Source organism: Nocardiopsis sp. TRM 82005 (assembly GCF_056312425.1).
Map to the genome: position 1 here is coordinate 67,835 of NZ_JBWDTQ010000006.1, position 25,968 is coordinate 93,802.

Genomic DNA, 25,968 nt, shown 5'->3' on the forward strand with positions numbered 1-25,968 from the left:
TTCCTCAGCAGTCCGCTCTCGAATTCGAACCAGCAGGCACCCTCGGGGCCAAGGGCGAAACGGGGCTCGGAGGCCGCGACACGGTACCCGGTGCGGAACATGGTCGAGGGGAGACCGCTGGCAGCGCACCTGTCGCCGACGGCGTCACCCCCACCCCCGAGGTCGGGGAGGAGGGGCGTGAGGCCCACACCACCGTCCGAACGATTGACTCGTATGTGCTCGTAGTCGATAGGCACGGCATACCGTTGCAGTCCCGCCACCCGGCCAGAGCACGCGCCCTCCTGGCGAAGGGACGTGCCGTCGTCACACGCCATACGCCGCTCATGATGCGGCTGAAGGACCGCACCGCCTTCGGCACCCGCGCCGTTCCCGCGGATATGCCCCCGGAGGGCGTGGAGTACCAGTACGGCACCCCGCATGGTTACGAGGTGCGCGAGTACCCGCTCACCAAGTGGGAACGTACCTGTGCTCACTGCGGCGTTACGAACGTGCCACTGGACACCGATCACATTCGTCCCCGCTCACGGGGCGGCACGAACCGGGTGTCCAACCCGGCCCTGGCCTGCGTGCGGCGCAGTCAGGCCAAGGGAAGCCGGCAGGTGGAGGGGTTCGCGACCAGCCTCCGGATCCTGGCGCAGGCCCAAGCGCCGTTGCGGGATACGGCAGCGGTCGACTCGACCCGATGGGCGCTGTGGCGCGCCCTCGATGACCGTGCACCCGCGCACGTCGGTAGCGCTGGGCGCACGAAGTGGAACCGACCCCGCAACCGGTCGCCCAGGTCCCACACGCTGGACGCCTTGGCCGTCGGCAAGGTCGAGACCATCGCCCGAACCATGGGTGCCGTCCTGGTCACAGGTTGTACCGGACGCGGGTCCTATGCCTGCACCCGTCCCGGCAAACACGGGTTTCCGCGTCTGCGTCCGCCGCGTACCAAGGGCTTCTTCGGCTTCACCACCGGCGACCTGGTCCGCGCCGTGGTGCGCAGAGGCAGGTACACGGGTACCCACACAGGCCGTGTCGCGGTGCGCGCCACCGGAAGCTTCAACGTCACAACCGCCTACGGAACAGTCCAAGGCATCGGGCACGAACATATCCGCCCGCTCCAGCGTTCGGACGGCTGTGCCTACACCACCGGGAAGGAGACGGGCGTTTCCTCCTCGGCCTGAGGCTCGGGATTTCACGCCCAACGAACAGATGACTGAGAAGCAGCGGGCAGCGGAGGAAGCCGCCTCGAAGGCCGAGGCGGACGGCCGGTCCGAGGTACCCGCGGCGTCGGACGGCTCCGCTCCCCGGGGCGAGGCCCCCGAGCCGGAACGGGAACCCGGGCGAGAGGGCGCCGGGGACACGCCGGTGGTCACCGAGGACACGGTCGAGGAACTCGTGCGCTCCCAGCTGTCCAAGGCGCTGGGCGGCAAGCGCGGCATGGTCGAAGCGGCCATGCCCACCCTGGCCTTCACCGTCTCCTACATCCTCACCTCGGAACTGAGGCTCTCGATCGGCCTCGGTGTGGCCGCGGCCCTGTTCCTGGGGGGAATCCGGCTCCTACAGCGTTCCTCGGTGCAGTACGTGGTCACCAGCCTGTTCGGCATCGGCATCGCCGCCGTCTTCGCCATGCGCAGTGGCAACGCCGCCGACGCCTTCCTGCCCGGCATCGTCTACAACGCGGTCTACGCCGTGGTGCTGAGCCTGTCGGTACTGGTGCGCTGGCCCGCGATCGGGCTGATGATCGGTCCGTTCATCGGCAACAAGGAGGACTTCACCTCCTGGCGGTCCAACCCGGCCGTGGTCTCCCTGGCCTCACGTCTGACCTGGCTGCTGGTGCTGCCCTGCGTGATCCGCGTGCTCGTGCAGTACCCGCTGTGGATGGCCGAGACCTACGGTTGGGCCGACACCTTCGGTCTGCTCGGCCTCTCCAAGATCGCGATGGGGTGGCCGCTCCAGGTCGCCGCGTTCGCCGCGATGGTGTGGGTGCTGGCCCGGGGCCGCACCCCCCTGGCCGAGCGCGAGGAGGAAGCCGCCGCCCGGGCGGACGACGGCTCCCAGCCCGCGGGCTAGAGCTCCTCGTCCGGTGGCGCCATCAGGGCCTCCAGGGTGTTCAGCGCCGCGGGGTCGGCCAGGAACACCACGGTGTTGCCCACTGACAGGGTCCTGCCGGGGTCGGGAGGGCGTACCCCGCCGGGGCCGACCACCGCCACCAGGGCCACGCCCTCGGGCAGGGCCCCCGTCAGCCCGCTCTCCGATTCGCCCGCGAACGGGCTCTCGGCGTGCAGTACCGACTCGGCGATCTCCGCACCCGGTAGCGGAGGCAGGGTCCCCTCCTGGGCCATGTCCTCCTCCGGAGCGCCCTCGACCAGGTCGGCGATCAGCCGCGGCGGGGAGACCGCCAGGTCCACACCCCAGGACTCGTTGAACAGCCACTCGTTGTCGGGGTCGTTGATGCGGGCGATCACCCGGTCCACCTCGAACTCGGTCTTGGCCAGCAGGGACACCACCAGGTTGACCTTGTCGTCGCTGCTGGCCGCGACCACCACGTCGAAGCCGCCCAGGTTGGCGTCCTCCAGGGTGGCCAGCTCGCAGGCGTCGGCCAGCAGCCACTCCACCTGGGGAAGGTCGTCCACCCCGATGGCTCGTGTGTCCCGGTCGATCAGCAGCACGTCGTGGCCGCTGCCCGCCAGTTCCGTGGCGATGGAGCGGCCCACGCTCCCGGCGCCCGCGATGGCGATCCGCATCTCACCCACGCCCCGTCTCGTCGTCGTGCAGCCGCTCGGACAGCTCGTCCAGGTCCCTGCCGCGGGCGACCACGTGCAGGACGTCGCCCTCCTCCAGGGAATCATCGGAGCGGGCGAGGACGATCCGCCCCAGGCGGGTCAGGTAGACCACCCGTATCGGAGCCCGCTCCTCCAGGTCGGCGACGCGGCGTCCCGCCCATCCCGGCGGCAGGGTCAGCTCGTTCATCGCCAGGGTCCCGGACGCGTCCTGCCACTCCGGGCCCACGGTGAGCTGCCCGTCGCCCGGCACCATGCGGCGCAGGACCGCGTCGGCCGTCCACCGCACCGTCGCCACGGTGGGGATGCCCAGGCTCTGGTAGACCTCGGCGCGGCGGGGATCGTAGATCCGTGCGACCACGTGCTCGACCCCGAACGCCTCGCGCGCGACCCGCGCGGAGATGATGTTGGAGTTGTCACCGTTGCTGACCGCCGCGAACGCCCCCGCCCGGTCGATCCCGGCCGAGAGCAGGACCTCCCGGTCGTGGCCCGCGCCCCTGATCGCGTGCTTGGCCACGGAGCCGCGCAGGCGCCGGAACGCCTCGGGGTCGTGGTCGATCACCGCCACCGTGTGCCCCAGGTCCACCAGAGTGTGCGCCAGCGTGGAACCCACGCGGCCGCACCCCATGATCACGATGTGCACCTCGCCCGCACTCCCGTCGAGATAGCCGCCGCCGCGCATGCCGCGCGTACCTGCTCCCACCTTGGCACAGACGTGTCCGGCGTGTGTGCCGGACCCCGGACCGTCCAAGGAGAACACAGGCGGTGTGTCAGTGCCGCTAGATTGGGAATGGTTGGTGGCTGTGCGTGCAGGGTCACCCGTAAGCGCGACCCGACCACCCCTGAGGACACCGCCATGACCGGCCAGGAATTCGAACTTACCGTTGACGACGTCGCACACGGAGGCTGGTGCGTGGGGCGCCACGACGACCAGGTGGTCTTCGTGCGCCACGCCCTGCCCGGGGAGCGGGTCCGCGTCCGCGTCACCGAGAGGACCTCCCGTTTCCTGCGGGGCGACGCCGTCGAGATCCTCACCGCCTCCCCGGACCGGGTCGAGGCCCCCTGCCCCTTCGCCGGGCCGGGTAAGTGCGGCGGCTGCGACTGGCAGCACGCCTCGCTGGAGGCCCAGCGCGCCCTCAAGGCCAGGGTCGTCGCCGACCAGTTGCGCCGCATCGCCGGGATCGACCGCGAGGTCGTGGTGGAAGAGCTTCCGGGAACCCCCGACGGTCTGGGCTGGCGCACCCGCGTGCGCTTCACCGTGGACTCCGACGGTCACGCCGGGCTGCACCGTCACCGCTCCCATGAGGTCGAACCCATTGACCGCTGCCTGATCGCCCACCCCGGCGTGACCGAGCTCGGTGTGACCGACGTGAGCTGGGAGGGCGCCAAGGACGTGGAGGCGGTGGCCTCGGCCAGCTGTGCCGACCGCGCCGTCGTCGTCACCCCCACCGGGGCCAGGATGGGCGCCCTTCCCGAACTGGGCGCCTCCAGCGCGGTGCTGCGCCGGTTCAAGGGCGGCCGGGTCCAGTCGGTGCGTGGGCGCCGGGGCGTGCGCGAGAACGCGAACGGCCGCGAGTACCGCGTCAGCGCGGGCAGTTTCTGGCAGGTGCACCCTGCCGCCGCGGAGGTCCTCACCACCGCGGTGATGGACGCCCTGGAGCCCAAGCCGGGCGAGACCGCCCTGGACCTGTACTGCGGTGCGGGCCTGTTCACCGGCGCGCTGGCCGAAGCGGTGGGCCCCGAGGGGCGCACCATGGGTGTGGAGAGCGGTACCCAGGCCGTGAGCGATGCCCGGTACAACCTCAAGGACATGGAGCAGGTGCGCATCGAGGAGGGTGACGTGGCCGCCCAGCTGCGCGAGTGGGCGGACGTACGCGCCGACGTGGTCACCCTGGACCCGCCCCGGGCCGGTACGGGCGCCGAGGTGGTGCGTTCCCTGACCGGGACGCGCCCCCGCAGGGTGGCTTACGTCTCCTGCGACCCCGCCACGCTCGCCCGCGACCTGGCCACGTTCGAGCGGGCCGGCTACCGGCTGGTGGACCTTCGCGCTTTCGACGCCTTCCCGATGACCCACCACGTGGAGTGCCTGGCGGTGCTGGAGCCCGTCCACCCGGCTCGCCGCCACCGCGACTGACCCGACCCCGGAACGATCCTGCCCCCCGGCGGCACTGTGGCGCACCGGCAGTGCCACCGGGAGCAGGGCCTTCGGGCCCGCACCGTGCTATCGGCGGGCCGGGCGCGCGCCCGGGACCCGCAGGATCGCCAGTCCCAGAGCGAGCACGGCAAGCCCCGCCCACGACACGGCGGGCAGGTGCTCACCGACCACCACCACGCCCAGCAGCGCGGCCACGGCCGGTTCGGCCAGGGTCAGCGTGGTGGCCACTGACGCGGAGGTGTGCCGCAGCCCGTTCCCGAACAGCCGGTAGGCCAGGAACACGGTGAACACCGCCAGGTGCAGGGCCACCAGGGAGCCCCCGACCGTGGCCAGCCAGGCAGTCCCCGTGGCCAGTACCACCGGGAGCACGGCGAGCCCGCCGCCCGCGAACATCGTGCCCATCACGGCGCCCGAGGGGTGGCCCCGCTGGATGAGCCGCTCGGCGACGAGCGTGTAGGCGGAGTAGGACAGCCCGGCGAGCAGGGCCAGGAGTACTCCGGCGGGACGTACCGCGGACTCACCGCCGGTGAACTCCGAGCCCAGCACGAGCACGGCACAGCCCAGTACCGCGGCCAGGGTGGCCGCGGCCCAGCGTGCCGTGGGCCTGGCCTGTCCGGTCATCCAGGCCAGGAGCCCGGCGAAGACCGGTGCGCTGCCCAGCGTGATCACCGTGGCGACCGCGACGCCCGCCTGTGCCACGGCCGGATAGAAGGACAGCGGGTATCCGGCGACCGCCAGGGTGCCCAGGCCGAGTACCCACCGGGTGGGCGCGTCGCTCCGAACGACCAGGGTCGATGAGCCTCGTCCGGTGAGGAACAACAGCAGGCCGCCCAGGACCAGGCCCGCGGAGCCGATGGCGGCCGCCGGTGCACTCGCGGGAGCCAGGGAGCTGGCGGTGCCCGTGGTCCCCCACAGCACGGCCGCGGCCAGGATCGGCAGCGGGCCCCGAGCCAGGGCGGTGACGGTGGAGGTCCGGGAGCCGGACGCGGGAAGGGAGTGTTCTGACACGGTCGTGGATCCTTCGTCGTCGTGTGTTTCGGGACATGGCGAAACGGGCGCACGACGACAGGCGGCCCGGCGGATGAGGCCGGCAGGCCGCTGCCTGGCCCTTCAGGGAGAGGGGAGGGTGCGCCCGGTCAGGCGCACAGCGGGGGAAGCACGACGTGCCAGTACGGGTTCTTCATGCCTTCCATCCTATGACCGGACATATGTGCTGGGATCCGCGGGTGCCCGACGGAGCGGACACGCGGGTACGCCGGGGCCCGTGGCAGGGCGGCGCGGCCTCAGGCGCACACGGAGTCCTGCGAACTCATGTCGACCATGGACTCTCCGTAGCCGAGCTCGGGGTACAGCCTGTCCCAGTCCTCGGACACCGCGGGCCCGGTGGAGGTCTCCTGGAGGCGTAGCCCCAGCAGCTCCGCCAGGTCGAGGGTGCTTCCACGGGGCGCGGACAGCCTCTCCCAGTTCTGCGCCAGGACCCGGCTCACCCGCTCCTCGGGGATCCCGGCCAGCTCACGGGACACCTCCAGGTCCACCGGAGACGGCCGGTAGGGGAACAGGTGCATGGCGATGAAATCCAGTTCCTCATAGTGGGACAGCCCCTTCCCGGTACCGCTCAGCCAGGCCGACAGCACCATGCGCGCCTGGCCGGTGGCCTGGCACCGGTGCTGCTCGTAGGGTGAGGGCAGGTCCAGGGCGACCCGGCTCACCCTGCTCACCAGGTCGGACCGCCAGTAGTCGCGATCCATTCCCATACGGCCATAGACCACCACGTCCCGGTCCGGGGGAACCTCCAGGTCGCGTCGGTAGGAAGAGCTGGCCTGCCACACCACGGGCATACGGTCCTCCGGGACCTCGGGCAGCAGCGCCATAGCCGGGGCCAGGGCCTCTTGCCAGTGGTCCACCCACGGCTCGAAGCCGGGCAGCGGGCAGTAGGTGACGCGCTCCCTGGTCTGGCAGGAGGGTCCGTGCGCGCCGTACACCTTGCTGTCGGGGACGGGGGTTTCCATGGAATGGGCGCCGCGGCCGTGGGCGACGGTTCCCACGGCACCGGCCAGCAGCAGGGTGACCGTCCCCAGGCAGACCGCGCGGAGGGTGCGGCGCCCCCGCGCGGCCAGGGCCAGGAACACCAGCAGGGCCACGACCAGGACCGCGTAGACCAGGTAGAGGGCGGCCACCTCCGTGACGGAGGGCGCACGCACGTTGAACGGGTGCATGGTGACGCGGACAGCCCACTCCATCTGGGACACGGCGTTCTGCGGACCGGTTCCCGACAACACGATGCCGTACAGCCAGTAGGCGGGCACGGCCAGTGCGGACACGACCAGCGGAAGGTACGAGCGCGTCCACGCCACCAGGGCGACCGACAGCAGTGGTCCCGCGGCCGCCAGGAGGAAGGGGGCCGGGTAGGCGGTCGGGCTCAGCGTGCCCGGCAGGGGAGACGCGGACAGCCGGTAGCACAGCCAGGCCAGGGCCGCCATGAACACCGTGGTCACCAGGACGGACGCCGCCATCAGCGACAGGAGGCGGCCGTTCCGGCCCAGGGAGGGCACCAGCGCAGCGGAGTAACGGGCCTCACGCATGGCGGGGAAGGCAACCACGGCGAACATCACCGAGCCCACGGCCAACGCGAGGGTGTCGACCCCGCTGTACCAGTTCTCCATCGTGTACAGCCCCCCGGTCCAGCCCGTGCCCAGGATCAGGCCGGCGCCCAACGCGGTGCCCGGGACGGCGAGCGGGCTCAGGAACAGGCGCACGGTGTTGAACCATGTCAGCCGGGCGAACGTGGTGGGCCGCGTCCAGCTCACCGGGGGCCCTGTTCCATGCCGGTCAGCAGCAGGTAGGCGTCCTCCAGGGTGGGCTCGACGGGTTCCAGGGCGTGCCCGGGCGCGGTGCGCGTCCCCTCGGCCGTGCCGGCGGGGGTGAGCACCCGGTAGCGCCCGTCGGCCAGCCGCCAGGCGGTGTATCCCTCGCCGGGGTGGCCGTGGTGTTCCCACACGTGCCCGCGCGCCCGGTCCACCAGCTCTCCCGGGGTGCCGTCGAAGGCCACCCGGCCCGCTTCCAGGCACACCACGCGCTGGCACAGCGCGGCCACGTCCTCGATCTGGTGGGTGGACAGCACCACGGTGCTGCGCACGGCCAGTTCCGAGACCAGGCCGCGGAACCGGATGCGCTGCTCGGGGTCCAGGCCGATGGTCGGCTCGTCCAGCAGCAGCACATCGGGATCGCCGAGCATGGCCGCGGCCAGCCCCAGGCGCTGGCGCATACCACCGGACAGGCGGCGGATCCGGCTGTGCCGACGGTCGAGGAGGCCGACCCGCTCCAGGCCGCGGCGCACCTCGTCGTGGCGGGACCGGCGTCCACCCAGCTCCTTGAGCACCGCCATGTAGTCCAACAGCCCGAACGCGGTGAAGTACGGGTAGAACTCGGGGGTCTGCGGCAGGTAGCCGAGGCGGCGCCGGATCTCGACCCGCTCGGTCGCGCGTTCGGGGTCGCGCCCGAGTACGCGGACCTCTCCGCCGGTGGCCTCCAGGTCGGTGGCCAGGCAGCGCAGCAGGGTGGTCTTGCCCGCGCCGTTGCGTCCCAGAAGCCCGGTCACCCCGGGCCCCAGGTCCAGGTCGACGCCGTTCAGGGCGGTCCGGGTGCCGTAGCGACGCACCAGTCCGCGCAGGTGGACGGGGGCGGTCGTCGTGGTCGTGGTGTTCACGCCTCCCTCACCCGCCACAGGATGGTGAGGAGCAGGGCGGCGAGCGCGCCCGCCCACCACATCTGGGCCTGGGGGGTGAGCAGTTGCAGCGGTGTGGCGTCCTCAGAGGTGACCAGGACGCCCAGGGAGAGCAGCCACAGCAGCCCCACGACGGTGCTGGCCGTGCCCAGGGGCAGCCAGCGGCTGAGCACGAGCGAACCGGCCACGAGGGTGAGCGCGGGCAGCAGCCAGAACGCCGACGCCCAGAGCGTGTGCGCGGAGGGCAGCAGCAGCGCGGCCACCGTGCACAGGGCCAGCGCGGGAACCAGTACCGCGCAGGTGCGCAGGAACAGCAGGCGCTGCCCGGCCAGCGGGGTGACCGATGTCAGGGTGTGGGCGGGGTCCACGCCGCGCCCGTAGGCCAGGGCCACGCCCACCAGCGGCACGACCGGTGCGGTGAAGGTGAACATCAGCGATCCGCGCGGCAGGTGGTGGGCGGCCAGCAGGGCGGCGGCCAGCACCGCGATCGTGGCCAACAGCCAGGCCCGGTACAGGCTGGGGGTGGCGGCGAGCAGTTTGGCGGGCCCCTCTCCCAATCCCAGCGAGGACAGCAGCGCCTCGACCGGACCGCGTCGGGGGCGGTCCACCACGTCGCGCAGACCCGCCCAGCTCTCCGCGAGCCAGGTCTCGTCAACGGGCAGTAGGTCACGGCAGGGTGCGCAACGGGTGATGTGTGTCTCCACGGACATGGCGGTGACGTCGTCGGACTGGTGGTGGGCGTATGCGTGTGCTTGGGCAGGGGTCAGGTGCCAGCTCATGTCAGTGCCTCCCGTAGCCGCGCCTTGGCGCGCATGACCCGTGTTTTCACGGTTCCCTCGGGGATCTGGAGAATCTGCGCGGCCTCCCGGACCGTGAGTCCGTCGAGCACGGTGGCCTGGATGGCCGAACGCAGCTCGGGCGAGAGGGAGTGCAGGGCGGCGCCCAGGGGGCCGTGCTCGATGTTGAGCAGCACGGTGTCCTCCGCGGACGCGTCGCCGATGGTCTCGTAGTCGGTGTCGCTGTCGGCGATCCAACGGTTGGCGCGCTTGCGCAGCTGGGAGATGAGCTGCCGGATCGCGATGGTCCACAGCCAGGCCCCGGCGTCCGTGTCGCCGGGACGGGGGGTGAAGGAGCCCGCGTTCTTCCACACGGCCAGGAAGGTCTCCTGGAGGGCTGCGTCGAGTTGGTCGTGGTCGGAGCAGCGGTAGCGCAGCCGCGCGCGCAGCCAGGTCGCGTGTCTGCGGTGCAGGATCTCCAGGGCACGGGTCTCACCTGCGGCGACGGCTGCCAGCAGCACCGGGTCGGTGCTGTCGGGACCGTAGTCGGGGGTGCGGCGGCGCGCACGGCGGAGCAGCTTCACGTGGAGGGCTATCGCGGTAGGGGTATGGTTCGGTTCTACGGGGGAGGGCGCTGTCGCGTCTTTTCCACGGTATCCGCGCGGCGGTTTCGGTCTGGTTCCCGCTGTGGGAGAAAATGGGGCTTATGCGCCTGAGGATCTTCCTTGAGCCCCAGCAGGGGGCCACCTACGAGGACCAGCTCGCCGTCGCCAGGGCCGCGGAGGACCTGGGGTTCGACGCCCTGTTTCGTTCCGACCACTACCTGCGTATGGGGGACCACGTCAGCGGTCTTCCCGGGCCCACCGACGCCTGGATCACCCTGGCAGGGCTGGCCCGGGACACCACCCGTATCCGCCTGGGCACGCTGATGAGTGCTGCGACCTTCCGCTACCCGGGCCCTCTCGCCATCTCCGTGGCCCAGGTCGACCGCATGAGCGGCGGCCGGGTGGAGTTCGGCTTCGGCGCGGGCTGGTTCGAGGAGGAGCACACGGTCTACGGGATCCCCTTCCCGGCCACCGCCCGAGAGCGCTTCGACCGCTACGAGGAGCAGTTGGACATCATCACCGGGCTGTGGTCCACCCCGGTGGGCGAGACCTTCCGCTACGAGGGCAAGCACTACCGTCTGTCGGAGGGGCCCGCGCTGCCCAAGCCGTGGCAGGGTCCGCGGCCGCCGGTGCTGATCGGCGGGACCGGGCCCAAGCGCACGCCGCGCCTGGCCGCCAAGTACGCCGACGAGTACAACGTGCCGTTCGCCTCGGTCGAGGACACCTCGGCCGCCTTCGAGCGGACCCGCGCCGCGGTCAGGGCCTCGGGGCGCGGCGCCCCGATGGCCTACTCGGCCGCACAGGTGCTGTGCGCCGGCAAGAACGAGGAGGAGGTGGCCCGGCGGGCCGAGCGGATCGGCCGTGAGGTGCCGGAACTGCGGGAGAACGGGCTGGCGGGTACCCCGGACGAGCTGGTGGACAGGATCGGCCGGTTCGCCGCCGCGGGCGCGGAGTGCATGTACCTACAGGTGCTGGACATGTCCGATCTGGACCATCTGGAACTGGTCGCGTCGCAGGTCGCGTCGCAGCTGGACTGAGCCGAGTCCCACAGGGGTTGTCCGGGCGTCGGCGGGGTTCTGGAGGGGGTGAAGGCGAGGCGACGGGTACTGCGGCCGGAGGCCGACCGCTGAGGGCTGTGGCGGGCGACGGCGTGGGTACGGGTCGTCTCACCGGAGGTGCCCGCCTTTGGGGGGCGCCCGAACACGGGGCGAAGCGGAACCCCAAGGAGGCACTGTCAGGGGGGGCGGCCGTGCGCGGGTGGCGCCCGTCCGATAACTTGATATCGAGATACAAGTTAGGTAGCTTGATATCAAGATAAGAGTGGGGCTTCCCCCGGCCTGCTCCCGGTTCGGGCGTGTGAAGTTGACCGCTTGACGGCGCCCGGACCCGAACATCGTGGGCGCCCGCGACCAGCGGACCGCCCGGCCGGTGGCGAATGGTGTCGCCACAGGTCACGGCGGTCCTGATGGAGGCCGGAAGGCAGGCGGAGGCCACCCCCGCGGCCCTCCGCCCCCGGCACCCGGTCAGGGCGGCCTCAGTAGGTCCCGCACCCGTCCCATGAGGCAGGATGCTGGGAGCAAAGTGGCGAGATCAGGAGGCAGACACCGTGTCCGCGAACAGCTTCGGCGCCCGTGACACGTTGCGCGTTGGCGACGAGTCGTATGAGATCTTCCGTCTGGAGGCCGTTGAGGGCTCCAATCGGCTTCCCTACAGCCTGAAGGTACTGCTGGAGAACCTTCTGCGCACCGAGGACGGTGCGAATGTCACCCCCGAGCACATCAGGGCCCTGGGCAACTGGGACCCCAGCGCCCAGCCCAACCAGGAGATCCAGTTCACCCCCGCGCGGGTGATCATGCAGGACTTCACCGGCGTCCCCTGCGTCGTCGACCTCGCCACCATGCGCGAGGCCGTACGCGACATGGGCGGCGACCCCGACAAGATCAACCCGCTCGCCCCCGCCGAGCTGGTGATCGACCACTCCGTCGTCGTCGACCTCTTCGGCAGCCCCGACGCCTTCGAGCGCAACGTCGAGATCGAGTACGAGCGCAACTACGAGCGCTACAAGTTCCTGCGCTGGGGCCAGACCGCCTTCGACGAGTTCAAGGTCGTTCCGCCCGGCACCGGCATCGTGCACCAGGCCAACATCGAGCACCTGGCGCGCGTCACCATGAGCCGGGGCGGTCAGGCCTACCCCGACACCTGCGTGGGCACCGACTCCCACACCACCATGCAGAACGGCCTGGGCATCCTGGGCTGGGGCGTGGGCGGTATCGAGGCCGAGGCCGCCATGCTCGGCCAGCCGATCTCCATGCTCATCCCGCGCGTGCTCGGCTTCAAGCTGAAGGGCGCGCTCAAGCCCGGCACCACCGCCACCGACCTGGTGCTCACCATCACCGAGATGCTGCGCGAGCACGGCGTGGTCGGCAAGTTCGTCGAGTTCTACGGCGAGGGCGTCGCGTCCGTGCCGCTGGCCAACCGCGCCACCATCGGCAATATGAGCCCGGAGTTCGGCTCCACCGCCGCGATCTTCCCGGTCGACGACGAGACCATCCGCTACATGAGGCTGACCGGCCGCTCCGAGCAGCAGGTCGCCCTGACCGAGGCCTACGCCAAGGCCAACGGCTTCTGGCACGACCCGGCCGTCGAGCCCGAGTTCTCCGAGTACATCGAGCTCGACCTGGCCGACGTGGTCCCCTCCATCGCCGGCCCCAAGCGCCCGCAGGACCGCATCGCGCTGTCGGAGGCCAAGAGCACCTGGCGCCACGACGTGCACAACTACGTCGACGACGAGGTGGACGAGGCGAGCGAGGAGTCCTTCCCGGCCTCCGACTCCCCGGCGCACATGGCCAAGCCCGGGGGCGAGCGCCCGCACCGCCCGGTCCAGGTCACCATGGCCGACGGCACCGAGACCGAGGTCGACCACGGCGCCGTGGTGATCGCCGCGATCACCTCCTGCACCAACACCTCCAACCCCTCGGTCATGCTGGGCGCCGCCCTGCTGGCCAAGAAGGCGGTGGAGAAGGGCCTGTCCCGCAAGCCGTGGGTCAAGACCTCCATGGCCCCCGGTTCCAAGGTCGTCACCGACTACTACGAGCGCTCCGGCCTGACCCCGTACCTGGACAAGCTGGGCTTCAACCTGGTCGGCTACGGCTGCACCACCTGCATCGGCAACTCCGGTCCGCTGCCGGAGGAGATCTCCAAGGCCGTCCAGGACAACGACCTCGCGGTCTCCGCGGTCCTGTCCGGCAACCGCAACTTCGAGGGCCGGATCAACCCGGACGTGAAGATGAACTACCTGGCCTCGCCGCCGCTGGTGGTCGCCTACGCGCTGGCCGGGTCGCTCGACGTGGACATCACCACCGAGCCCCTGGGCGTCGGCCAGGACGGTGAGCCCGTCTTCCTGGCCGACATCTGGCCGAGCGCCGAGGAGATCCAGGAGGTCATGGACTCCGCGATCGCCTCGGACATGTACGAGTCCGCGTACTCGGACGTGTTCGCCGGCGACGAGCGCTGGCGCTCGCTGCCCACGCCCACCGGCAACACCTTCGAGTGGGCGGACGAGTCCACCTACGTCCGCAAGCCCCCCTACTTCGAGGGCATGGGCGCCACCCCGGAACCGGTCACCGACATCACCGGTGCCCGCGTCCTGGCCAAGCTGGGCGACTCGGTCACCACCGACCACATCTCCCCGGCCAGCGCCATCAAGCCGGGGACCCCGGCTGCCGACTACCTCAAGGCCCACGGTGTGGAGCGCCGCGACTTCAACTCCTACGGTTCCCGGCGGGGCAACCACGAGGTGATGATCCGCGGCACGTTCGCCAACATCCGCCTGCGCAACCAGCTCGCGCCGGGCACGGAGGGCGGCTACACCCGCGACTTCACCCAGCCCGAGGCGCCTGTGTCGTTCATCTACGACGCCGCGCAGAACTACGCCGAGCAGGGCACCCCGCTGGTCGTCCTGGGCGGTAAGGAGTACGGTTCGGGCTCCTCGCGCGACTGGGCGGCCAAGGGCACCGCCCTGCTGGGTGTGCGCGTGGTCATCACCGAGTCCTACGAGCGCATCCACCGCTCCAACCTGATCGGGATGGGCGTCCTGCCCCTTCAGTTCCCCGAGGGCCAGTCCGCCGACTCCCTCGGCCTGACCGGTGAGGAGTCCTTCTCCATCACCGGCGTGACCGAGCTGAACGAGGGCCGCGTCCCCGCCACGGTGAAGGTCAGCACCGACACCGGTGTGGAGTTCGACGCCGTGGTGCGCATCGACACACCGGGCGAGGCCGGCTACTACCGCAACGGCGGCATCCTGCAGTACGTGCTGCGCCAGCTGATCGCCGAGTAGGCCGGTTCCGCGTCAGACGCGACGCACTCGGGGCCGCCACCGTCGGATGACGGTGGCGGCCCTTCGCCGTGCGGAGCCCTCACGTCGTCCAACGGAAGGTCACGGAAAGATCTCGAAATGGTGATTGGCCTCGGAGGGCGTCGGGTAGCGGCCTCGACGAGGACGAAACGCAAGCGATGACGAAGGAGCCGGCTCAATGTCAGAGATCATCGAGGCAGTGGAAGTCGACGTTCCGGTCACCGCCGCCTACGCGCAGTGGACGAGGTTCGAGGAGTTCCCGGCCTTCATGGAAGGGGTGGACAAGGTCGTCCGCTCCGGTGACGGGCACATGGTCTGGACCATCGAGATCGGTGGTCAGAAGAGGGACTTCGAAGCCGTGGTCACCGAACAGGTCTCCGGTGAGCGGATCGCCTGGAAGACCACGGACGGCGTGACCCATGCGGGTGTGGTGACCTTCCACCACCTGTCGGACACGAGCAGCAGGGTCACCCTCCAGCTCAGGACCGTCCCGGAGGGCGTGGTCGAACAGCTCGGCGACAAGCTCGGGCTGGTCCAGGCTCGGGCCAAGGGCGACATGAAGCGTTTCAAGACCTTCGTCGAGCCCGCGGAGGCCGTCCGCTCCTCGTGAGGTCTCCCGGATTCGGGCTTTGCCGGCCCTCGTGCCGCCAGGCGGCACGGCGGCCGGAGCCATGTGCGAGGCCGCACCGTTGCGGGCGCCTCCCCGGGCGGAGCTCCCACACGCGGACTCCCGGCACCGTCGCGTGGTACCGGGATTCCGTCCTCTGGTCGGAAGGTGTCAGTAGGCGCCGCTCTTGACACTGTGGGAGTGGGCGCCGTGGTGGCTGGCGTAGCTCCAGGACGCCTCGTACCAGGACCCGCCGTGGCCGGCGTACGAGGTGACCTCGTGGTGGTAGGCCCCACCGTGACCGGCCACGCTGGTCTGTGACGAGTAGTAGGCGTCCGCCGCGGCCACGGCCGGAGCGCCGAACGCCAGAACGGGCGCGGCGACGGCGGTGAGTGCGACTCGGTACAGGGTCTTCTTCTGCATGGCAGTGGGCTTCCCTTCGTGCGCTTCGGGATCGTTCCCGCTTCCCAGCCTGGTACTGGGGGAGGCCAAGAAGGAACACTGGGAAGCTGTGCAAACTCCAAAATCGGGACATTGTGCACAATAGTGTGCGTGGGAGCTTGCGCCCGGCACCGGAGCCGCCGTGCTGGTCCCGCGTGGGATCCAGGGGTGTCGTGGCCGTCCGGTGCGCCCCGGTGTCCGTGCGAGCGGCTCCGTAACCGCTTCCACGTCGACGAATGTCCGTAAACCTCTGCTATGCCCGGTGTCATCGGCTTCCCGTGTCGACTTTCCCTCGCCTGGTCCCGCCGGCCCTTTCCCTGCCCCGGCCGCGGCGCCCGCCGGGCAGCCGCAGCTGAGGACACGGTCGCCGTAACGGGGCGGTATCGGATGTGCGCGTGGGAGAACATTCGGTCCCGGGGCCATCATCTGTCCACACGGAGCGGAACTTCGGTGCCCGCCCATGTCCCCGGGTTCGGGTTGGCCGAAACGTGGCTATAGTTCCCACGGGCCCGTAACGGGGTCCGGGGGAAGCGATGATGATGGATACGGGGTGAACCGGTGGAGGACCTGGACGGCCAGGGCGGTACCGGCGAGGCGGGTCGGCCCTCGGGTCGAACGGCGGGGGACTACCAGCTGGTGCGATCCCTGGGGCGGGGCGGTTTCGGTGAGGTCTTCCTCGGTGAGACCCCCGACGGCGACCGGGCCGCCGTGAAGGTGCTGCACGCCAGCTGGGCGGGTGATCCCGAGATGCGCCGCCGGTTCACCACCGAGGTGGAGCAGGCCCGGCGGGTGAGCGGCTTCTGTATCGCGGCGATCCTGGACGCCGATCCCGAGGCCGAGGAGCCGTGGATCGCCACGGAGTACATCGACGGTCCCACCCTGCAAGACGCGGTGGCCAAGGGCGGGCCCCGGGCCGGAGCCGAACTGCACAGGCTGGCCGTCTCCACCGCCACCGCGCTGGCCGCGATTCATTCCGCGGGGGTCGTGCACCGTGATCTCAAGCCGGACAACATCATGCTCGCCTCCGATGGTCCGCGGGTGATCGATTTCGGGATCGCGAAGGCGGTGGAGTCGACTTCGGTGACCGCCAGTGGTGTGGTGGGCACCATCGGGTACATGGCGCCCGAGCAGTTGGAGGGTATGCGGCTGAGTTCGGCGGTGGACATCTTCTCCTGGGGTTCGGTGATGGTGTTCGCCGCCACTGGTCAGGAGGCCTTCCCTGGTCCCACCCAGGCCTCCCGTATCGCCCGTATCCTGGGAGGAGAACCCGACCTCGGCGCCCTCACCGAGCCGCTGGCCGGGATCCTCCGGACCTGCCTGGACAAGGATCCCGACCGCCGTCCCGACGCCACCACCCTGCTCAACCAGCTGATCAGCGCGCCCGCCGACGGCGGCACCCGTGCTTCAGCCGCGGCCACGGAGGCGGCCTCCCCGGGCACGGGGCCCGCCGAGAGCGCGCCCGACGCGCGCACCCGGGTGGGTACGGACCCGACCCGGGTCGCCTCCGACACACCCGCGCAGGTGGCCCCCACCCGTGTGGCGGACCCCCAGGTCCAGGTGGACCCGACCCGCGCCTACACGCGAATGGCGTCCGGAGGCACCTCTTCCTCCGCTCCCCCCGCGGCCAGCCCTTCCGCCGGTCTGGCGCCGCCCCACACCCCTCCGCCGTACTCTCCGCCCTCTGGGGCTTCCGGTGCGCCGCCGCCCTACTCCCCGCCTTCCGGCGCTCCTGGTACGCCTCCGCCGTACTCCCCGCCTTCCAGTGCTCCTGGTACGCCTCCGCCGTACTCTCCGCCCTCTGGGGCTTCCGGTGCGCCGCCGCGCTACTCCCCGCCACCCGTGTCGGGGCCGGTGAACGAAGGCCCCGGCGCGCTGTCGCCACACCAGGCCGGTGTGCCTCCGTACCACTTCCAGGGCGTCCGGTTCACCGACCCGCGCGACCTGGCCGCGGCGATGCAGCAGGACTGGAGCGCCGCCGTCCAGGTCTTCAACGACCCCGCCGAGCGGGCCGCCCTGGGCGCCTGGTTCATCAACGACCTCGGCGACACCGTCCTGGACCGGTCCCTGTTTCGAGGGCACGCCAGCAGTGACGCCAACCTGGCGGTGGCCTCCTTCGTCTCCCAGCTGCGCCCCGACCTGCCGCCCGTCTTTCGTGGCCGGGGCGCCACCGTGGCCGAACTGGGCGAGATGTTCACCGACCCGCGTCCGCTGCTCACCGGCGCGCCCCTGGCCAACGAGATGTTCCTGATGGCCCGCCCGAGCGTGCTCCGGGTCATGGGCGCCCACCACGGTGACGACTCCGGCGAGATGACGCGGCTCGCCGAGCAGCTGGAGGAGGCCGAGCGCGCCGCCAACGACTTCCAGGAGCAGCTGACCGGCGAGCTGGAGGGATGGCGCACGGCGCGCGTCAACGTCAACACCGCCCTCATCCTGGCCTTCCTGCTGCACCCGGAGCGTTTGGTACCGCCCGGTGACGGCGGTGACGCGGGTGTGGGGGAGTGGGTGGACATCCTCTGGAGCCGCGTCCAGCGCGCGCCCGCACCCGTCAACGCCGGATACGCGGCGGTGGTCTACGGCACGCTGCCGACCATGCAGGCGCTGGCCGAACAGCGGCGGCACTGGGAGAAGCGCCACAGCGAGGTCAGCGCCAAGCACGACTCCCTACGGCGGCGGGTGCGGCTCCAGGAACGGTTGGTGCTCGCCCTGAGGATCTGCCGGTTCGCCATCCTCGGTATCCCCATCGGGCTCGTGACGGGCATGGCGATGAACGGCGACATGGAGGAGGTCACCGGCCTGCTGCTCGTCGTCGGCGTGCTCGGCCTCGGCGGAGCCATCCTGATGGAGATCACCGTGCGGATCGTCTCCGGCGGACCGGCTCGGCGCAACCTGCGCTACGGGGAGCTGAACGGAGTGGCGTCGCAGTTGCCGCAGTTGACGACGGGCGTCAGCCGTATCCATGGCGACCTGCGCAGGGCCCGGGAGATCTGCGGGCTCTGACCCGCGGGCAACGCACAACTGGAGAGGGACGACCGTGGACGACCTTGGTCGTACCGTAGGCGGCTACCGGCTGACGCGTTCGTTGGGGCGGGGCGGTTTCGGTGAGGTCTTCCTCGGTGAGCCCTCCGGCGGCGGTCGCGCCGCCTTGAAGGTGCTGCACGCCGGCTGGGCGGGTGAGCGGCTTCTGTATCGCGGCGATCCTGGACGCCGATCCCGAGGCCGAGGAGCCGTGGACCGCCACGGAGTACATCGACGGTACAGGTACAGAAGACGTACCGGACCTGGAAGAGGGGGGTCGGGCATCACGGGGGAGTGTTTTTCCTGCTCGGTCCCGGGTTGGGGAACACGGATCTCCACGAGCTCCTTTTCGTGACCCGGACCCTGGCCTTCCTCCGCGGTGCGGCGTTCGTGGCCCTGTTCATCACCGACGCGAACCAGCACGGCGACAGCGTCATGCGTGCGCGCCGGGTCGCCCGGCTCCAGGAGCTGCCGAGGATGTTCCCGGCACTGAGCGCCGGGCTGCGGGTCATGTACACCGACCTGGGGAAGGCCAGGAAGATCTGTGCCGGGCCGCCGCGGCACCCGGACTGAGGAACGTGCGGCGCGGGCGCGGAACCGAATGATCCGGATACCGCTCACCCGCCAGGGTTGTCGACCACCACGTCGGCGTGCCCCAGGGGATGGTCCTCGCGGTGGAAGGCCTCCTCCTGCTCCGCCCAGGTGCGCCGGTGGGGGGCGTAGACGGCCGAGTCCCACCGGGCGTCCAACCGCGACGAGCGCTCGTCGTCGGGCGCGGCCACCCACACCAGCAGGTCCAGGAGGCCGCGCACGGCGGCGGCGCCTGATCCGGACCCCTCCACGACGAGGACCCCGCCCGCGGCCACGTCGTCGGGCAGGGCGGTCCACTCCGGCGCGAACGCGTACCGTTCCCAGTCGTAGCGCCGCCACGCCGCCCGCTCCCCGCGCGCGAGCGGTTCCAGGACCCAGCCCCGCAGCAGCCCCGGCGCCTCGGCCAGGCCCTCCCACCCGGGATAGAGGTCCTCCATGGTCAGCACACGGACCGCCTCGCTCCGCGCGGCCAGCGCCGCGCACAGCTCTTCGGCCACCGTGCTCTTGCCCGCGCCCGAGCGCCCCTCGACGGCCACGACGCGGGCGCGGTCCGCGCCGGTGGAGGGCACCGCCTGAGCCAGGAGGTCCGGCCATCCGCGTTCGGCGGTGCTGATGCGTGGTCTGGTCACGTTCGGACCCTAACGCCATGGGCGCGAAGTTTCGGCCCGCGTTCAATGCTTGTAGCATTCCTCGCAACAGCGCTGATGCGCTGAGAGACCACCGACACAAAGGGGCAAGCTGGTGACCGAGGCCACGGTGACGCCGGGATCCCAGTCCGCCCTGCGCCAGGCCAACGAACGGCGGGTCGTGGACGTGCTGCGCCGTGACGGGACCTGTACCCAGGCCGAGCTGTCCCGGAGCACCGGCCTGTCCGCGGCCAGCGTCTCCAACATCGTCCGCGGCCTGCGCGTCGCCGGGGCGGTCTCGGTGCGCGACACCTCCTCCAACGGCCGCAGGGCCCGGGCGGTCACCCTGTTGCGCCCGCCCGGGACCGTCGTGGCCATCGACTTCACCGTCGACCGCATCCGCGTCGCGATCGGGAGCAGCGACGGCGACATGCTGGCCCGCGAGGAGATCGACTACGACGTGGCCTCCGACGCCGAGCGCGGGATGCGGCGCGCCGCCTGGCTGACCGAGACCACGCTGATCCGCTCCCGGATCGACCTGGGCACCGTGTCCACGGTGGTGGTCTCCGTTCCCGGCCCGGTCGACCCCGGCACCGGCGAGGTCAGCCACATCTCCTGTGTGCCCCGCTGGGCGGGCGTCCGCCCGGCCAAGGCTCTGGGCGAGCGGCTGGGCCTGGAGGTCCTGGCCGAGAACGACGCCAACCTCTCGGTCCTGGCCGAGCAGTACCAGGGAGCGGGCGCGAGGGCCGAACACGTGATCAACCTGGTCCTCAGCGAGGGTGTGGGCGCGGGCATCATGATGTCCGGACGGCTCTTCCGAGGTGCGGGCGGCACGGCGGGGGAGATCGGGCATATCGCGCTGGACCCGCGCGGACAGGTGTGCCGGTGCGGTAACCGCGGCTGCCTGGAGACCTTCGTGGGAGCCAACTACCTGTTGGACATGCTGCCGCAGAACAACGGCGTGGCCAGCGGCCCCGCCCCTGTCCGTGTCCCAGACATGGTGTCGGCGGCGCTGGAGGGCGACCCGAGCAGCCGCCGCGTCATCGCCGAGGCGGGCACCGCACTGGGGCAGGGCACCGCGATCATGGCGAACCTGTTCAACCCGGACCGGGTGATCGTGGGCGGAGAGCTGGCCGAGGCGGGGGAGCTGTTGCTGGACCCGATGCGCCGGGCGATGGAGCTGGGTTCGCTGGGCAGCGCCCTGGAACGGCTCGACCTGGTGCCGAGCGCGCTGGGCCGGGACGCGGCGCTGTACGGCGCGCTGCGTATGGCCGCGCAGCACGCGGACTGAATCCGGACGGCCCGGGTTCCGCCTCACGCGCCACCGCTGACCGCGGTGTCCCGCGCCGGTCCTGAGGTCCGGGCCGGATCCGACGGTGGCCGGGCCACCACCGGTCGGTGTCCGCACGTAGGCTGACAGGGCGACGAACGCCAGGTCAGCGCCGGAGCGGGACCGGGTTCGGTAAAAAATCGGGACACCCTCACACGAGCTCACATGCCAGGATCGCCGCTGTGGCCTGGGGTTCCGCTGCCTTCATGGAGTGAACGCAATTCTTGTGATGTTTCGGTTATGTGTTCAGTAGTTGACGACAAGGTAGCGGCGGGGTTTGACTTCACTTCACCACTCGCGAGTTTCACCGTTCGTATCCCCCGTCATGAGAGGCCCAGCCTTGAACGCACGACGCTTCACACCGAGCCGCACGGCCGCCGGCGGTTTCGCCGCCGTCGGCGCCGCTCTCGCCCTTCTCGTCTCCGGCTGCGGTTCGCTCACCAACAGCGGTGACGACGCCGATCGCGAGACCCACACCATCGAGGAGGGCTTCCACGTCGGCCTGCTCCTGCCCGAGTTGCAGACCGCACGCTACGAGGCCTTCGACAAGCCCTTCTTCGAGGAGGAGCTCGCAGAGCTCTGCCCGAACTGCGAGATGTCCTACGCCAACGCCGACCAGGACGTGGACGAGCAGCAGACCCAGGCCCAGGCCATGCTGACCGACGGCGTGGACGTCCTGGTCCTGGACGCCGTCGACTCGGCCGCGGCGGCCGGGACCGTCAGCGAGGCCAAGTCCCAGGGTGTGCCGGTGGTCGCCTACGACCGCCTCGCCGAGGGCGGCGTCGACATGTACGTCTCCTTCGACAACCAGCGCGTCGGTCAGGTCCAGGCCCAGTCCCTGCTGGAGGCCCTGGAGGCGGAGGGCACCACGGGAAAGGGTTCGATCGTCATGATCAACGGTTCTCCCAGTGACCCCAACGCCGCCGACTTCAAGGCCGGCGCCCACGAGATCTTCGACGAACAGATCGAGATCGGCCAGGAGTTCGACACCCCGGACTGGTCGCCCGACGAGGCCAACGCCCAGATGGAGGGCGCCATCACCTCCCTGGGCCTGGACGAGATCACCGGTGTCTACTCCGCCAACGACGGCATGGCCTCCGGCATCATCTCCGCCCTGCGCAGCGCGGGCGTGACGGTCGAGGACCTGCCGCCGGTGACCGGCCAGGACGCCGAGTTGGCGGGCATCCAGCGCATCATCGCCGGTGAGCAGTACATGACCGTCTACAAGGCCATCCAGCCCGAGGCCCAGATCGCCGCCGCCATGGCGGTCTCCCTGGCCACCGGCGAGGACCCGCAGCTGGGCGAGCACAAGCTCACCGACGTCGAGGACGCCGCCGGCGACGTGGTTCCGTCTGTCCTGCTGGAGCCTGTCGCGGTCACCGAGGGCAACGTCGGCGACACCGTGGTCTCGGACGGGATCTACAGCATCGAAGAGATCTGCACTGACGACTACGCCGACACCGACTTCTGCCAGGAAGCCCTCTAGGAACCGGTGCGACGGCCCGGTCCGGGACGGGCGGGCACCCGCTGTCCGCCCGCCCCGGACCGGGACGAGAGAAGAGAAACGAACGCATGAGCACACCAGTCCTGGAACTGTCCGGGATCTCCAAGACCTTCGGCGCGGTCCGCGCCCTGAGCGACGTCGACTTCCATGTCGGTGAGGGCGAGGTCGTCGCTCTGCTCGGTGACAACGGCGCCGGAAAGTCCACCCTGGTCAAGGTGATCTCCGGAGCCCACCCCGCGGACAGCGGCGGTGTCATCACGTGGGACGGCAAGCCGGTCAGCATCGGGGCCCCCGCCGACGCCCAACGCCTCGGAATCGCCACTATCTACCAGGACCTCGCCCTGTGCGACAACCTGGACATCGTCGGCAACCTCTTCCTGGGCAACGAGAAGCTGCACTTCCCCGGAACCCTCGACGAGGTCGAGATGGAGAGCAAGGCCAGGGAGCTGCTGGACTCCCTGTCCGTGCGGATCCCCAGCCTGCGTGTTCCGGTCGCCTCCCTCTCCGGCGGCCAGCGCCAGATCATCGCCATCGCCCGCTCGCTCCTGGGCAAGCCGCGCGTGGTGATGCTCGACGAGCCCACAGCGGCCCTGGGCGTCGCCCAGACGGCCCAGGTGCTCGACCTCATCGAGCGCCTGCGGGACCAGGGCTTGGGCGTGCTGCTGATCAGCCACAACATGGCCGACGTGCGGGCGGTGGCCGACCGGGCCGTGGTGCTGCGGCTGGGCCGCAACGCCGGAGACTTCCCCATCGCGGAGACCAGCTACGAGGAGATCGTGGCCGCCATCACCGGTGCCGCCGACAACCCGGTCAGCCGCCGTTCCGAGCGCACCGGCGCCTCGGCCCTGGCCACGGAGGACAAGTGATGACCCAGCAGACCCCTGTCTCCAAGGTGCCCGCGCAGGGCGGGGCCGAAGCGGCCGAGCCCAAGTCCGACCCGCGGCTGCTGACCACCGCGGCCTCGCCCAGGGGCTGGCTCGAGGCCCTCAAGCGCAACCTGCGCGGCGGCGAGTTGGGGCCGATCCCGGTGATCATCGGCCTGTTCCTGATCGCGGTCGTCTTCCAGTCGGCCAACGACCGGTTCCTGTCACCGCAGAACCTGTCCAACCTGACCGTGCAGATCGCCGCCATCGGCCTGATGACCACCGGCGTGATCATGGTCCTGCTGCTCGGCGAGATCGACCTGTCCATCGGCTCCGTCGCCGGACTCGCCGCCGCGGTCCTGGCCGTCCTGGCGGTCAAACAGGGTATCTCGGAGTGGGCGGCGATCGGGATCGCCCTCGCCGTCGGCCTCCTGGTGGGACTGGTGCACGGCTTCGTCTTCGCGAAGCTGGGGGTGCCGGCCTTCGTGGTCACCCTCGCGGGCTTGCTGGGATGGCAGGGCCTGCACCTGAACCTGATGGGTGCCGACGGCACCATCAACACCAGCCCGAGCGGGCCGATCGCGCTCCTGACCCAGACCTACTTCGTGTCGTTCATGGGCTGGGCGATCGCGGCGGTGGCCCTGGGGATGTACGTTCTCTCGGTGGTCCTGGTGGAACGGCGCCGCCACCAGGCGGGCCTGCCCTACAAGCCCCCGTTCGAGGTCGCCTTCCGGGCCGTCCTGCTCGCCGTACCGGTCCTCGGCGGCGTGTGGGTGCTCAACCAGTACAAGGGCGTTCCGCTGGCCCTGCTGATCTTCGTCGGCTTCGTCGTCATGCTCGACCTGGTCCTGCGCAAGACCCGCTACGGCCGCATGGTCTACGCCGTCGGCGGTAACGCCGAGGCCGCCCGGCGCGCCGGCATCAACGTGGACCTGATCCGCATCTCGGTGTTCGGCATCGCCTCCGCCCTCGCCGCACTGGGCGGGATCATGCTCACCTCGCGCAACTTCGCGGCGAGCGTGTCCACCGGCGGCGGCGAGGAACTGATGATGGCCATCGCGGCGGCGGTCATCGGCGGCACCAGCCTCTTCGGCGGCCGCGGCAACGCCTACTCCGCCCTCCTGGGCGGTCTGGTCCTCGGCGCGATCACCTCCGGCCTGCTGCTGCTCCAGATGGACACCTCGGTCCGGTTCATGATCACCGCCGCCGTCCTGCTGATCGCCGTCATCCTGGACGCCGTCTCCCGGCGCGGTCGCAAGACCCACGCCAGGGGAGGCGCCTGACGGGCGGATACGACCCACCCCGGGGCGGCCGACGGTGCCTCACTCCCCACCGTCCCCGTCCGCTCCCACCCGGTCCGGCGCCCCAGGCGCCGGGCCGGGTCCGTTCGCACCCGCGATCCCCCGAGAGGCGGCGGGCGGAGTCCGAACGGAGAGACACGCGCAAGGCCCTCGTGGCAGGAGCCGGACAGCCGGGACTTCAGCTCGCCCCCGGTCTGCTGGCCGAGGGCTCTGAGGTGACACTTGGTCAGCGCCGCCGGACCGGAGGAGAGGCACGCTGCCCGAGCCATCCCACCTTCCTATCTTCTGATTCCGGTCGGGATGGTCGGGATATAGCGTCGTGGGCTGTGCCCTCACAAACCACCGCCCTCCCCGCCCTCGCCTCCGCCCCGGACCTCGCGGAGCTCTTCTCCCCCACCGGCCACGGGGTGCTCGGCGAGGGCGACCTGTGGACGTTCGTCCTCGTCACCGTGCTCGCGGTCGTCGCCGGCGCCGCTGTGCAGAGCACCGTCGGCCTCGGCCTCGGACTGGTCGCCGCCCCCGTCATCTCCCTCCTCGACCCCACTCTCATGCCGGGGGCGCTGCTCGTCGCGGTGATCATCCTCCCGATGCTCACCCTCCTACAGGAGCGGCGCCACGTGGACTGGCGCGGCATCGCCTGGGGACTGCCGGCGCGGCTGCCCGGGACCGTCCTGGGAGTGTGGGTGGTCGCGGTCCTGGAACCCCGGGCCCTGGCCGGAGCGGTCGGGGGTATGGTGCTCGTGGCCGTGGCCCTGTCGATCTGGTCACTGCGGGTACGCATCACCCCGGTCTCGCTCGTGGCGGCGGGGACCCTGTCCGGCTTCGCGGGTACCGCCACCTCGATCGGCGGCCCTCCCATGGCCCTGCTCTACCAGTACGAGGAGCCTGCCAGGGTCCGCGCCACCCTGGCCGCGTTCTTCCTCTTCGGCGGCGCGGTCTCCCTGGCCGGACTGACCCTGGGAGGCCAGATGGACATCCGGACCGCCGTTGTCGGTGCCTCCGCGATCCCCTTCGTCGGTGCCGGATTCCTCGTCGGCAACGTGCTGCGACGACGGATCGACGCCACATGGCTGCGCATCGCCATGCTGTGTGTGGTGTCCGCCTCGGCGCTCGGCCTGCTTGGCCAAGCGGTCCTCGGATAAGCCGCCTCACCCGGACAAACTGCTTGCGAAACCGAGTAATGTACGCGAAAACCCGGGCGGAATCCGGAGCTGTGACGGTCATCGGGCGGAAGGGCCGCCCAGAGTGGCCTGACACGGATTCCACAGTCCGGGCGGGGCTGGGTAGGACCCGTGGACGTACGCCCATAAA

The 25,968-nt window shown here is 70.8% G+C and carries 22 protein-coding genes; 13 read left to right on the forward strand and 9 right to left on the reverse strand.

From position 1 onward, the window contains the following. The first annotated feature begins 215 nt into the window (after window positions 1-215). Entirely contained in the window at window positions 216-1,166 is a 951-nt protein-coding gene (locus AC0T5L_RS04905; protein WP_476164153.1) for an RRXRR domain-containing protein, read from the forward strand. A 28-nt stretch (window positions 1,167-1,194) separates the two neighbouring features. After that, the gene (locus tag AC0T5L_RS04910; RefSeq protein WP_476164154.1) at window positions 1,195-2,055 is read left to right on the forward strand and encodes a DUF3159 domain-containing protein; all 861 of its coding nucleotides are present in this window, start codon (window positions 1,195-1,197) and stop codon (window positions 2,053-2,055) included. Here the strand turns inward: AC0T5L_RS04910 and AC0T5L_RS04915 are convergent. Together AC0T5L_RS04915 and AC0T5L_RS04920 are read right to left on the reverse strand one after the other, a co-directional pair. Beyond that, window positions 2,052-2,738, reverse strand: coding sequence for a potassium channel family protein (locus AC0T5L_RS04915; protein ID WP_476164155.1), 687 nt, complete (start codon window positions 2,736-2,738; stop codon window positions 2,052-2,054). The genes AC0T5L_RS04910 and AC0T5L_RS04915 overlap by 4 nt on opposite strands. Further along, window positions 2,731-3,408, reverse strand: coding sequence for a potassium channel family protein (locus AC0T5L_RS04920; RefSeq protein WP_476164331.1), 678 nt, complete (start codon window positions 3,406-3,408; stop codon window positions 2,731-2,733). The genes AC0T5L_RS04915 and AC0T5L_RS04920 overlap by 8 nt, the downstream gene beginning before the upstream one ends. A gap of 213 nt (window positions 3,409-3,621) precedes the next feature. On the opposite strand from AC0T5L_RS04920, the gene AC0T5L_RS04925 reads away from it, so the two are divergent. Next, on the forward strand, window positions 3,622-4,899 hold the full coding sequence (locus AC0T5L_RS04925; RefSeq protein WP_476164156.1) for a class I SAM-dependent RNA methyltransferase: 1,278 nt from the start codon (window positions 3,622-3,624) through the stop codon (window positions 4,897-4,899). Window positions 4,900-4,986: 87 nt separating this feature from the next. On the opposite strand, the gene AC0T5L_RS04930 is transcribed toward AC0T5L_RS04925, so the two are convergent. The 5 genes from AC0T5L_RS04930 to AC0T5L_RS04950 all read right to left on the reverse strand — a co-directional run bounded on the left by AC0T5L_RS04930 (window position 4,987) and on the right by AC0T5L_RS04950 (window position 10,004). Continuing rightward, the gene (locus tag AC0T5L_RS04930; RefSeq protein WP_476164157.1) at window positions 4,987-5,928 is read right to left on the reverse strand and encodes an EamA family transporter; all 942 of its coding nucleotides are present in this window, start codon (window positions 5,926-5,928) and stop codon (window positions 4,987-4,989) included. Between the two features lie 275 nt (window positions 5,929-6,203). After that, window positions 6,204-7,727: a hypothetical protein gene (locus AC0T5L_RS04935; RefSeq protein WP_476164158.1), complete on the reverse strand. Its 1,524-nt coding sequence runs from the start codon at window positions 7,725-7,727 to the stop codon at window positions 6,204-6,206. Next, window positions 7,724-8,626 (reverse strand): ATP-binding cassette domain-containing protein, encoded by a 903-nt coding sequence (locus tag AC0T5L_RS04940; protein WP_476164159.1) that lies wholly within the window; start codon window positions 8,624-8,626, stop codon window positions 7,724-7,726. Before AC0T5L_RS04940 ends, AC0T5L_RS04935 begins: the two co-directional genes overlap by 4 nt. Continuing rightward, the gene (locus AC0T5L_RS04945) at window positions 8,623-9,423 is read right to left on the reverse strand and encodes a zf-HC2 domain-containing protein (RefSeq protein ID WP_476164160.1); all 801 of its coding nucleotides are present in this window, start codon (window positions 9,421-9,423) and stop codon (window positions 8,623-8,625) included. Before AC0T5L_RS04945 ends, AC0T5L_RS04940 begins: the two co-directional genes overlap by 4 nt. After that, window positions 9,420-10,004 carry an RNA polymerase sigma factor gene (locus AC0T5L_RS04950; RefSeq protein ID WP_476164161.1) on the reverse strand — a complete coding sequence of 195 codons (585 nt, stop codon included), beginning with the start codon at window positions 10,002-10,004 and terminating at the stop codon, window positions 9,420-9,422. The genes AC0T5L_RS04945 and AC0T5L_RS04950 overlap by 4 nt, the downstream gene beginning before the upstream one ends. Window positions 10,005-10,126: 122 nt before the next feature. On the opposite strand from AC0T5L_RS04950, the gene AC0T5L_RS04955 reads away from it, so the two are divergent. The 3 genes from AC0T5L_RS04955 (at window position 10,127) to AC0T5L_RS04965 (ending at window position 14,989) form a co-directional block, all read left to right on the forward strand. Then, entirely contained in the window at window positions 10,127-11,062 is a 936-nt protein-coding gene (locus AC0T5L_RS04955; protein WP_476164162.1) for an LLM class F420-dependent oxidoreductase, read from the forward strand. A gap of 569 nt (window positions 11,063-11,631) precedes the next feature. Next, window positions 11,632-14,361, forward strand: coding sequence for an aconitate hydratase AcnA (acnA, locus tag AC0T5L_RS04960; RefSeq protein WP_476164163.1), 2,730 nt, complete (start codon window positions 11,632-11,634; stop codon window positions 14,359-14,361). Between the two features lie 196 nt (window positions 14,362-14,557). After that, the gene (locus AC0T5L_RS04965) at window positions 14,558-14,989 is read left to right on the forward strand and encodes an SRPBCC family protein (RefSeq protein WP_476164164.1); all 432 of its coding nucleotides are present in this window, start codon (window positions 14,558-14,560) and stop codon (window positions 14,987-14,989) included. A gap of 168 nt (window positions 14,990-15,157) precedes the next feature. Here AC0T5L_RS04965 and AC0T5L_RS04970 read toward each other — a convergent pair whose 3' ends face one another. Further along, complete coding sequence (locus tag AC0T5L_RS04970) at window positions 15,158-15,409, reverse strand: hypothetical protein (protein ID WP_476164165.1); 252 nt, start codon at window positions 15,407-15,409, stop codon at window positions 15,158-15,160. A gap of 576 nt (window positions 15,410-15,985) precedes the next feature. Here AC0T5L_RS04970 and AC0T5L_RS04975 point away from each other — a divergent pair. Then, window positions 15,986-18,424, forward strand: coding sequence for a serine/threonine protein kinase (locus AC0T5L_RS04975; RefSeq protein ID WP_476164166.1), 2,439 nt, complete (start codon window positions 15,986-15,988; stop codon window positions 18,422-18,424). 369 nt (window positions 18,425-18,793) lie between these two features. Then, a complete protein-coding gene (locus AC0T5L_RS04980; RefSeq protein ID WP_476164167.1) occupies window positions 18,794-19,015 on the forward strand; it encodes a hypothetical protein in 222 nt (73 codons plus the stop codon). Between the two features lie 44 nt (window positions 19,016-19,059). Here AC0T5L_RS04980 and AC0T5L_RS04985 read toward each other — a convergent pair whose 3' ends face one another. Then, complete coding sequence (locus tag AC0T5L_RS04985; RefSeq protein WP_476164168.1) at window positions 19,060-19,662, reverse strand: uridine kinase family protein; 603 nt, start codon at window positions 19,660-19,662, stop codon at window positions 19,060-19,062. A gap of 112 nt (window positions 19,663-19,774) precedes the next feature. Between AC0T5L_RS04985 and AC0T5L_RS04990 the strand changes: the two genes are divergently transcribed. From AC0T5L_RS04990 to AC0T5L_RS05010, 5 genes are all read left to right on the forward strand, one after another. Continuing rightward, entirely contained in the window at window positions 19,775-20,950 is a 1,176-nt protein-coding gene (locus AC0T5L_RS04990; RefSeq protein ID WP_476164169.1) for an ROK family transcriptional regulator, read from the forward strand. A gap of 379 nt (window positions 20,951-21,329) precedes the next feature. After that, window positions 21,330-22,475, forward strand: a complete 1,146-nt coding sequence (locus AC0T5L_RS04995; RefSeq protein WP_476164170.1) for an ABC transporter substrate-binding protein — start codon at window positions 21,330-21,332, stop codon at window positions 22,473-22,475. An 86-nt stretch (window positions 22,476-22,561) separates the two neighbouring features. Then, window positions 22,562-23,359: an ATP-binding cassette domain-containing protein gene (locus tag AC0T5L_RS05000; protein WP_476164171.1), complete on the forward strand. Its 798-nt coding sequence runs from the start codon at window positions 22,562-22,564 to the stop codon at window positions 23,357-23,359. After that, a complete protein-coding gene (locus tag AC0T5L_RS05005; protein WP_476164172.1) occupies window positions 23,359-24,639 on the forward strand; it encodes a sugar ABC transporter permease in 1,281 nt (426 codons plus the stop codon). Before AC0T5L_RS05000 ends, AC0T5L_RS05005 begins: the two co-directional genes overlap by 1 nt. 425 nt (window positions 24,640-25,064) lie before the next feature. Next, complete coding sequence (locus AC0T5L_RS05010; protein WP_476164332.1) at window positions 25,065-25,799, forward strand: sulfite exporter TauE/SafE family protein; 735 nt, start codon at window positions 25,065-25,067, stop codon at window positions 25,797-25,799. Window positions 25,800-25,968 lie beyond the last annotated feature (169 nt).

Coding starts and splice junctions, on each gene's coding strand:
- AC0T5L_RS04910 (WP_476164154.1), top strand. CDS start 1,195: ATGACTGAGAAGCAGCGGGCAGCGGAGGAAGCCGCCTCGAAGGCCGAG.
- AC0T5L_RS04925 (WP_476164156.1), top strand. CDS start 3,622: ATGACCGGCCAGGAATTCGAACTTACCGTTGACGACGTCGCACACGGA.
- AC0T5L_RS04945 (WP_476164160.1), bottom strand. CDS start 9,423: ATGAGCTGGCACCTGACCCCTGCCCAAGCACACGCATACGCCCACCAC.
- AC0T5L_RS04955 (WP_476164162.1), top strand. CDS start 10,127: ATGCGCCTGAGGATCTTCCTTGAGCCCCAGCAGGGGGCCACCTACGAG.
- AC0T5L_RS04965 (WP_476164164.1), top strand. CDS start 14,558: ATGTCAGAGATCATCGAGGCAGTGGAAGTCGACGTTCCGGTCACCGCC.
- AC0T5L_RS04970 (WP_476164165.1), bottom strand. CDS start 15,409: ATGCAGAAGAAGACCCTGTACCGAGTCGCACTCACCGCCGTCGCCGCG.
- AC0T5L_RS05000 (WP_476164171.1), top strand. CDS start 22,562: ATGAGCACACCAGTCCTGGAACTGTCCGGGATCTCCAAGACCTTCGGC.
- AC0T5L_RS05005 (WP_476164172.1), top strand. CDS start 23,359: ATGACCCAGCAGACCCCTGTCTCCAAGGTGCCCGCGCAGGGCGGGGCC.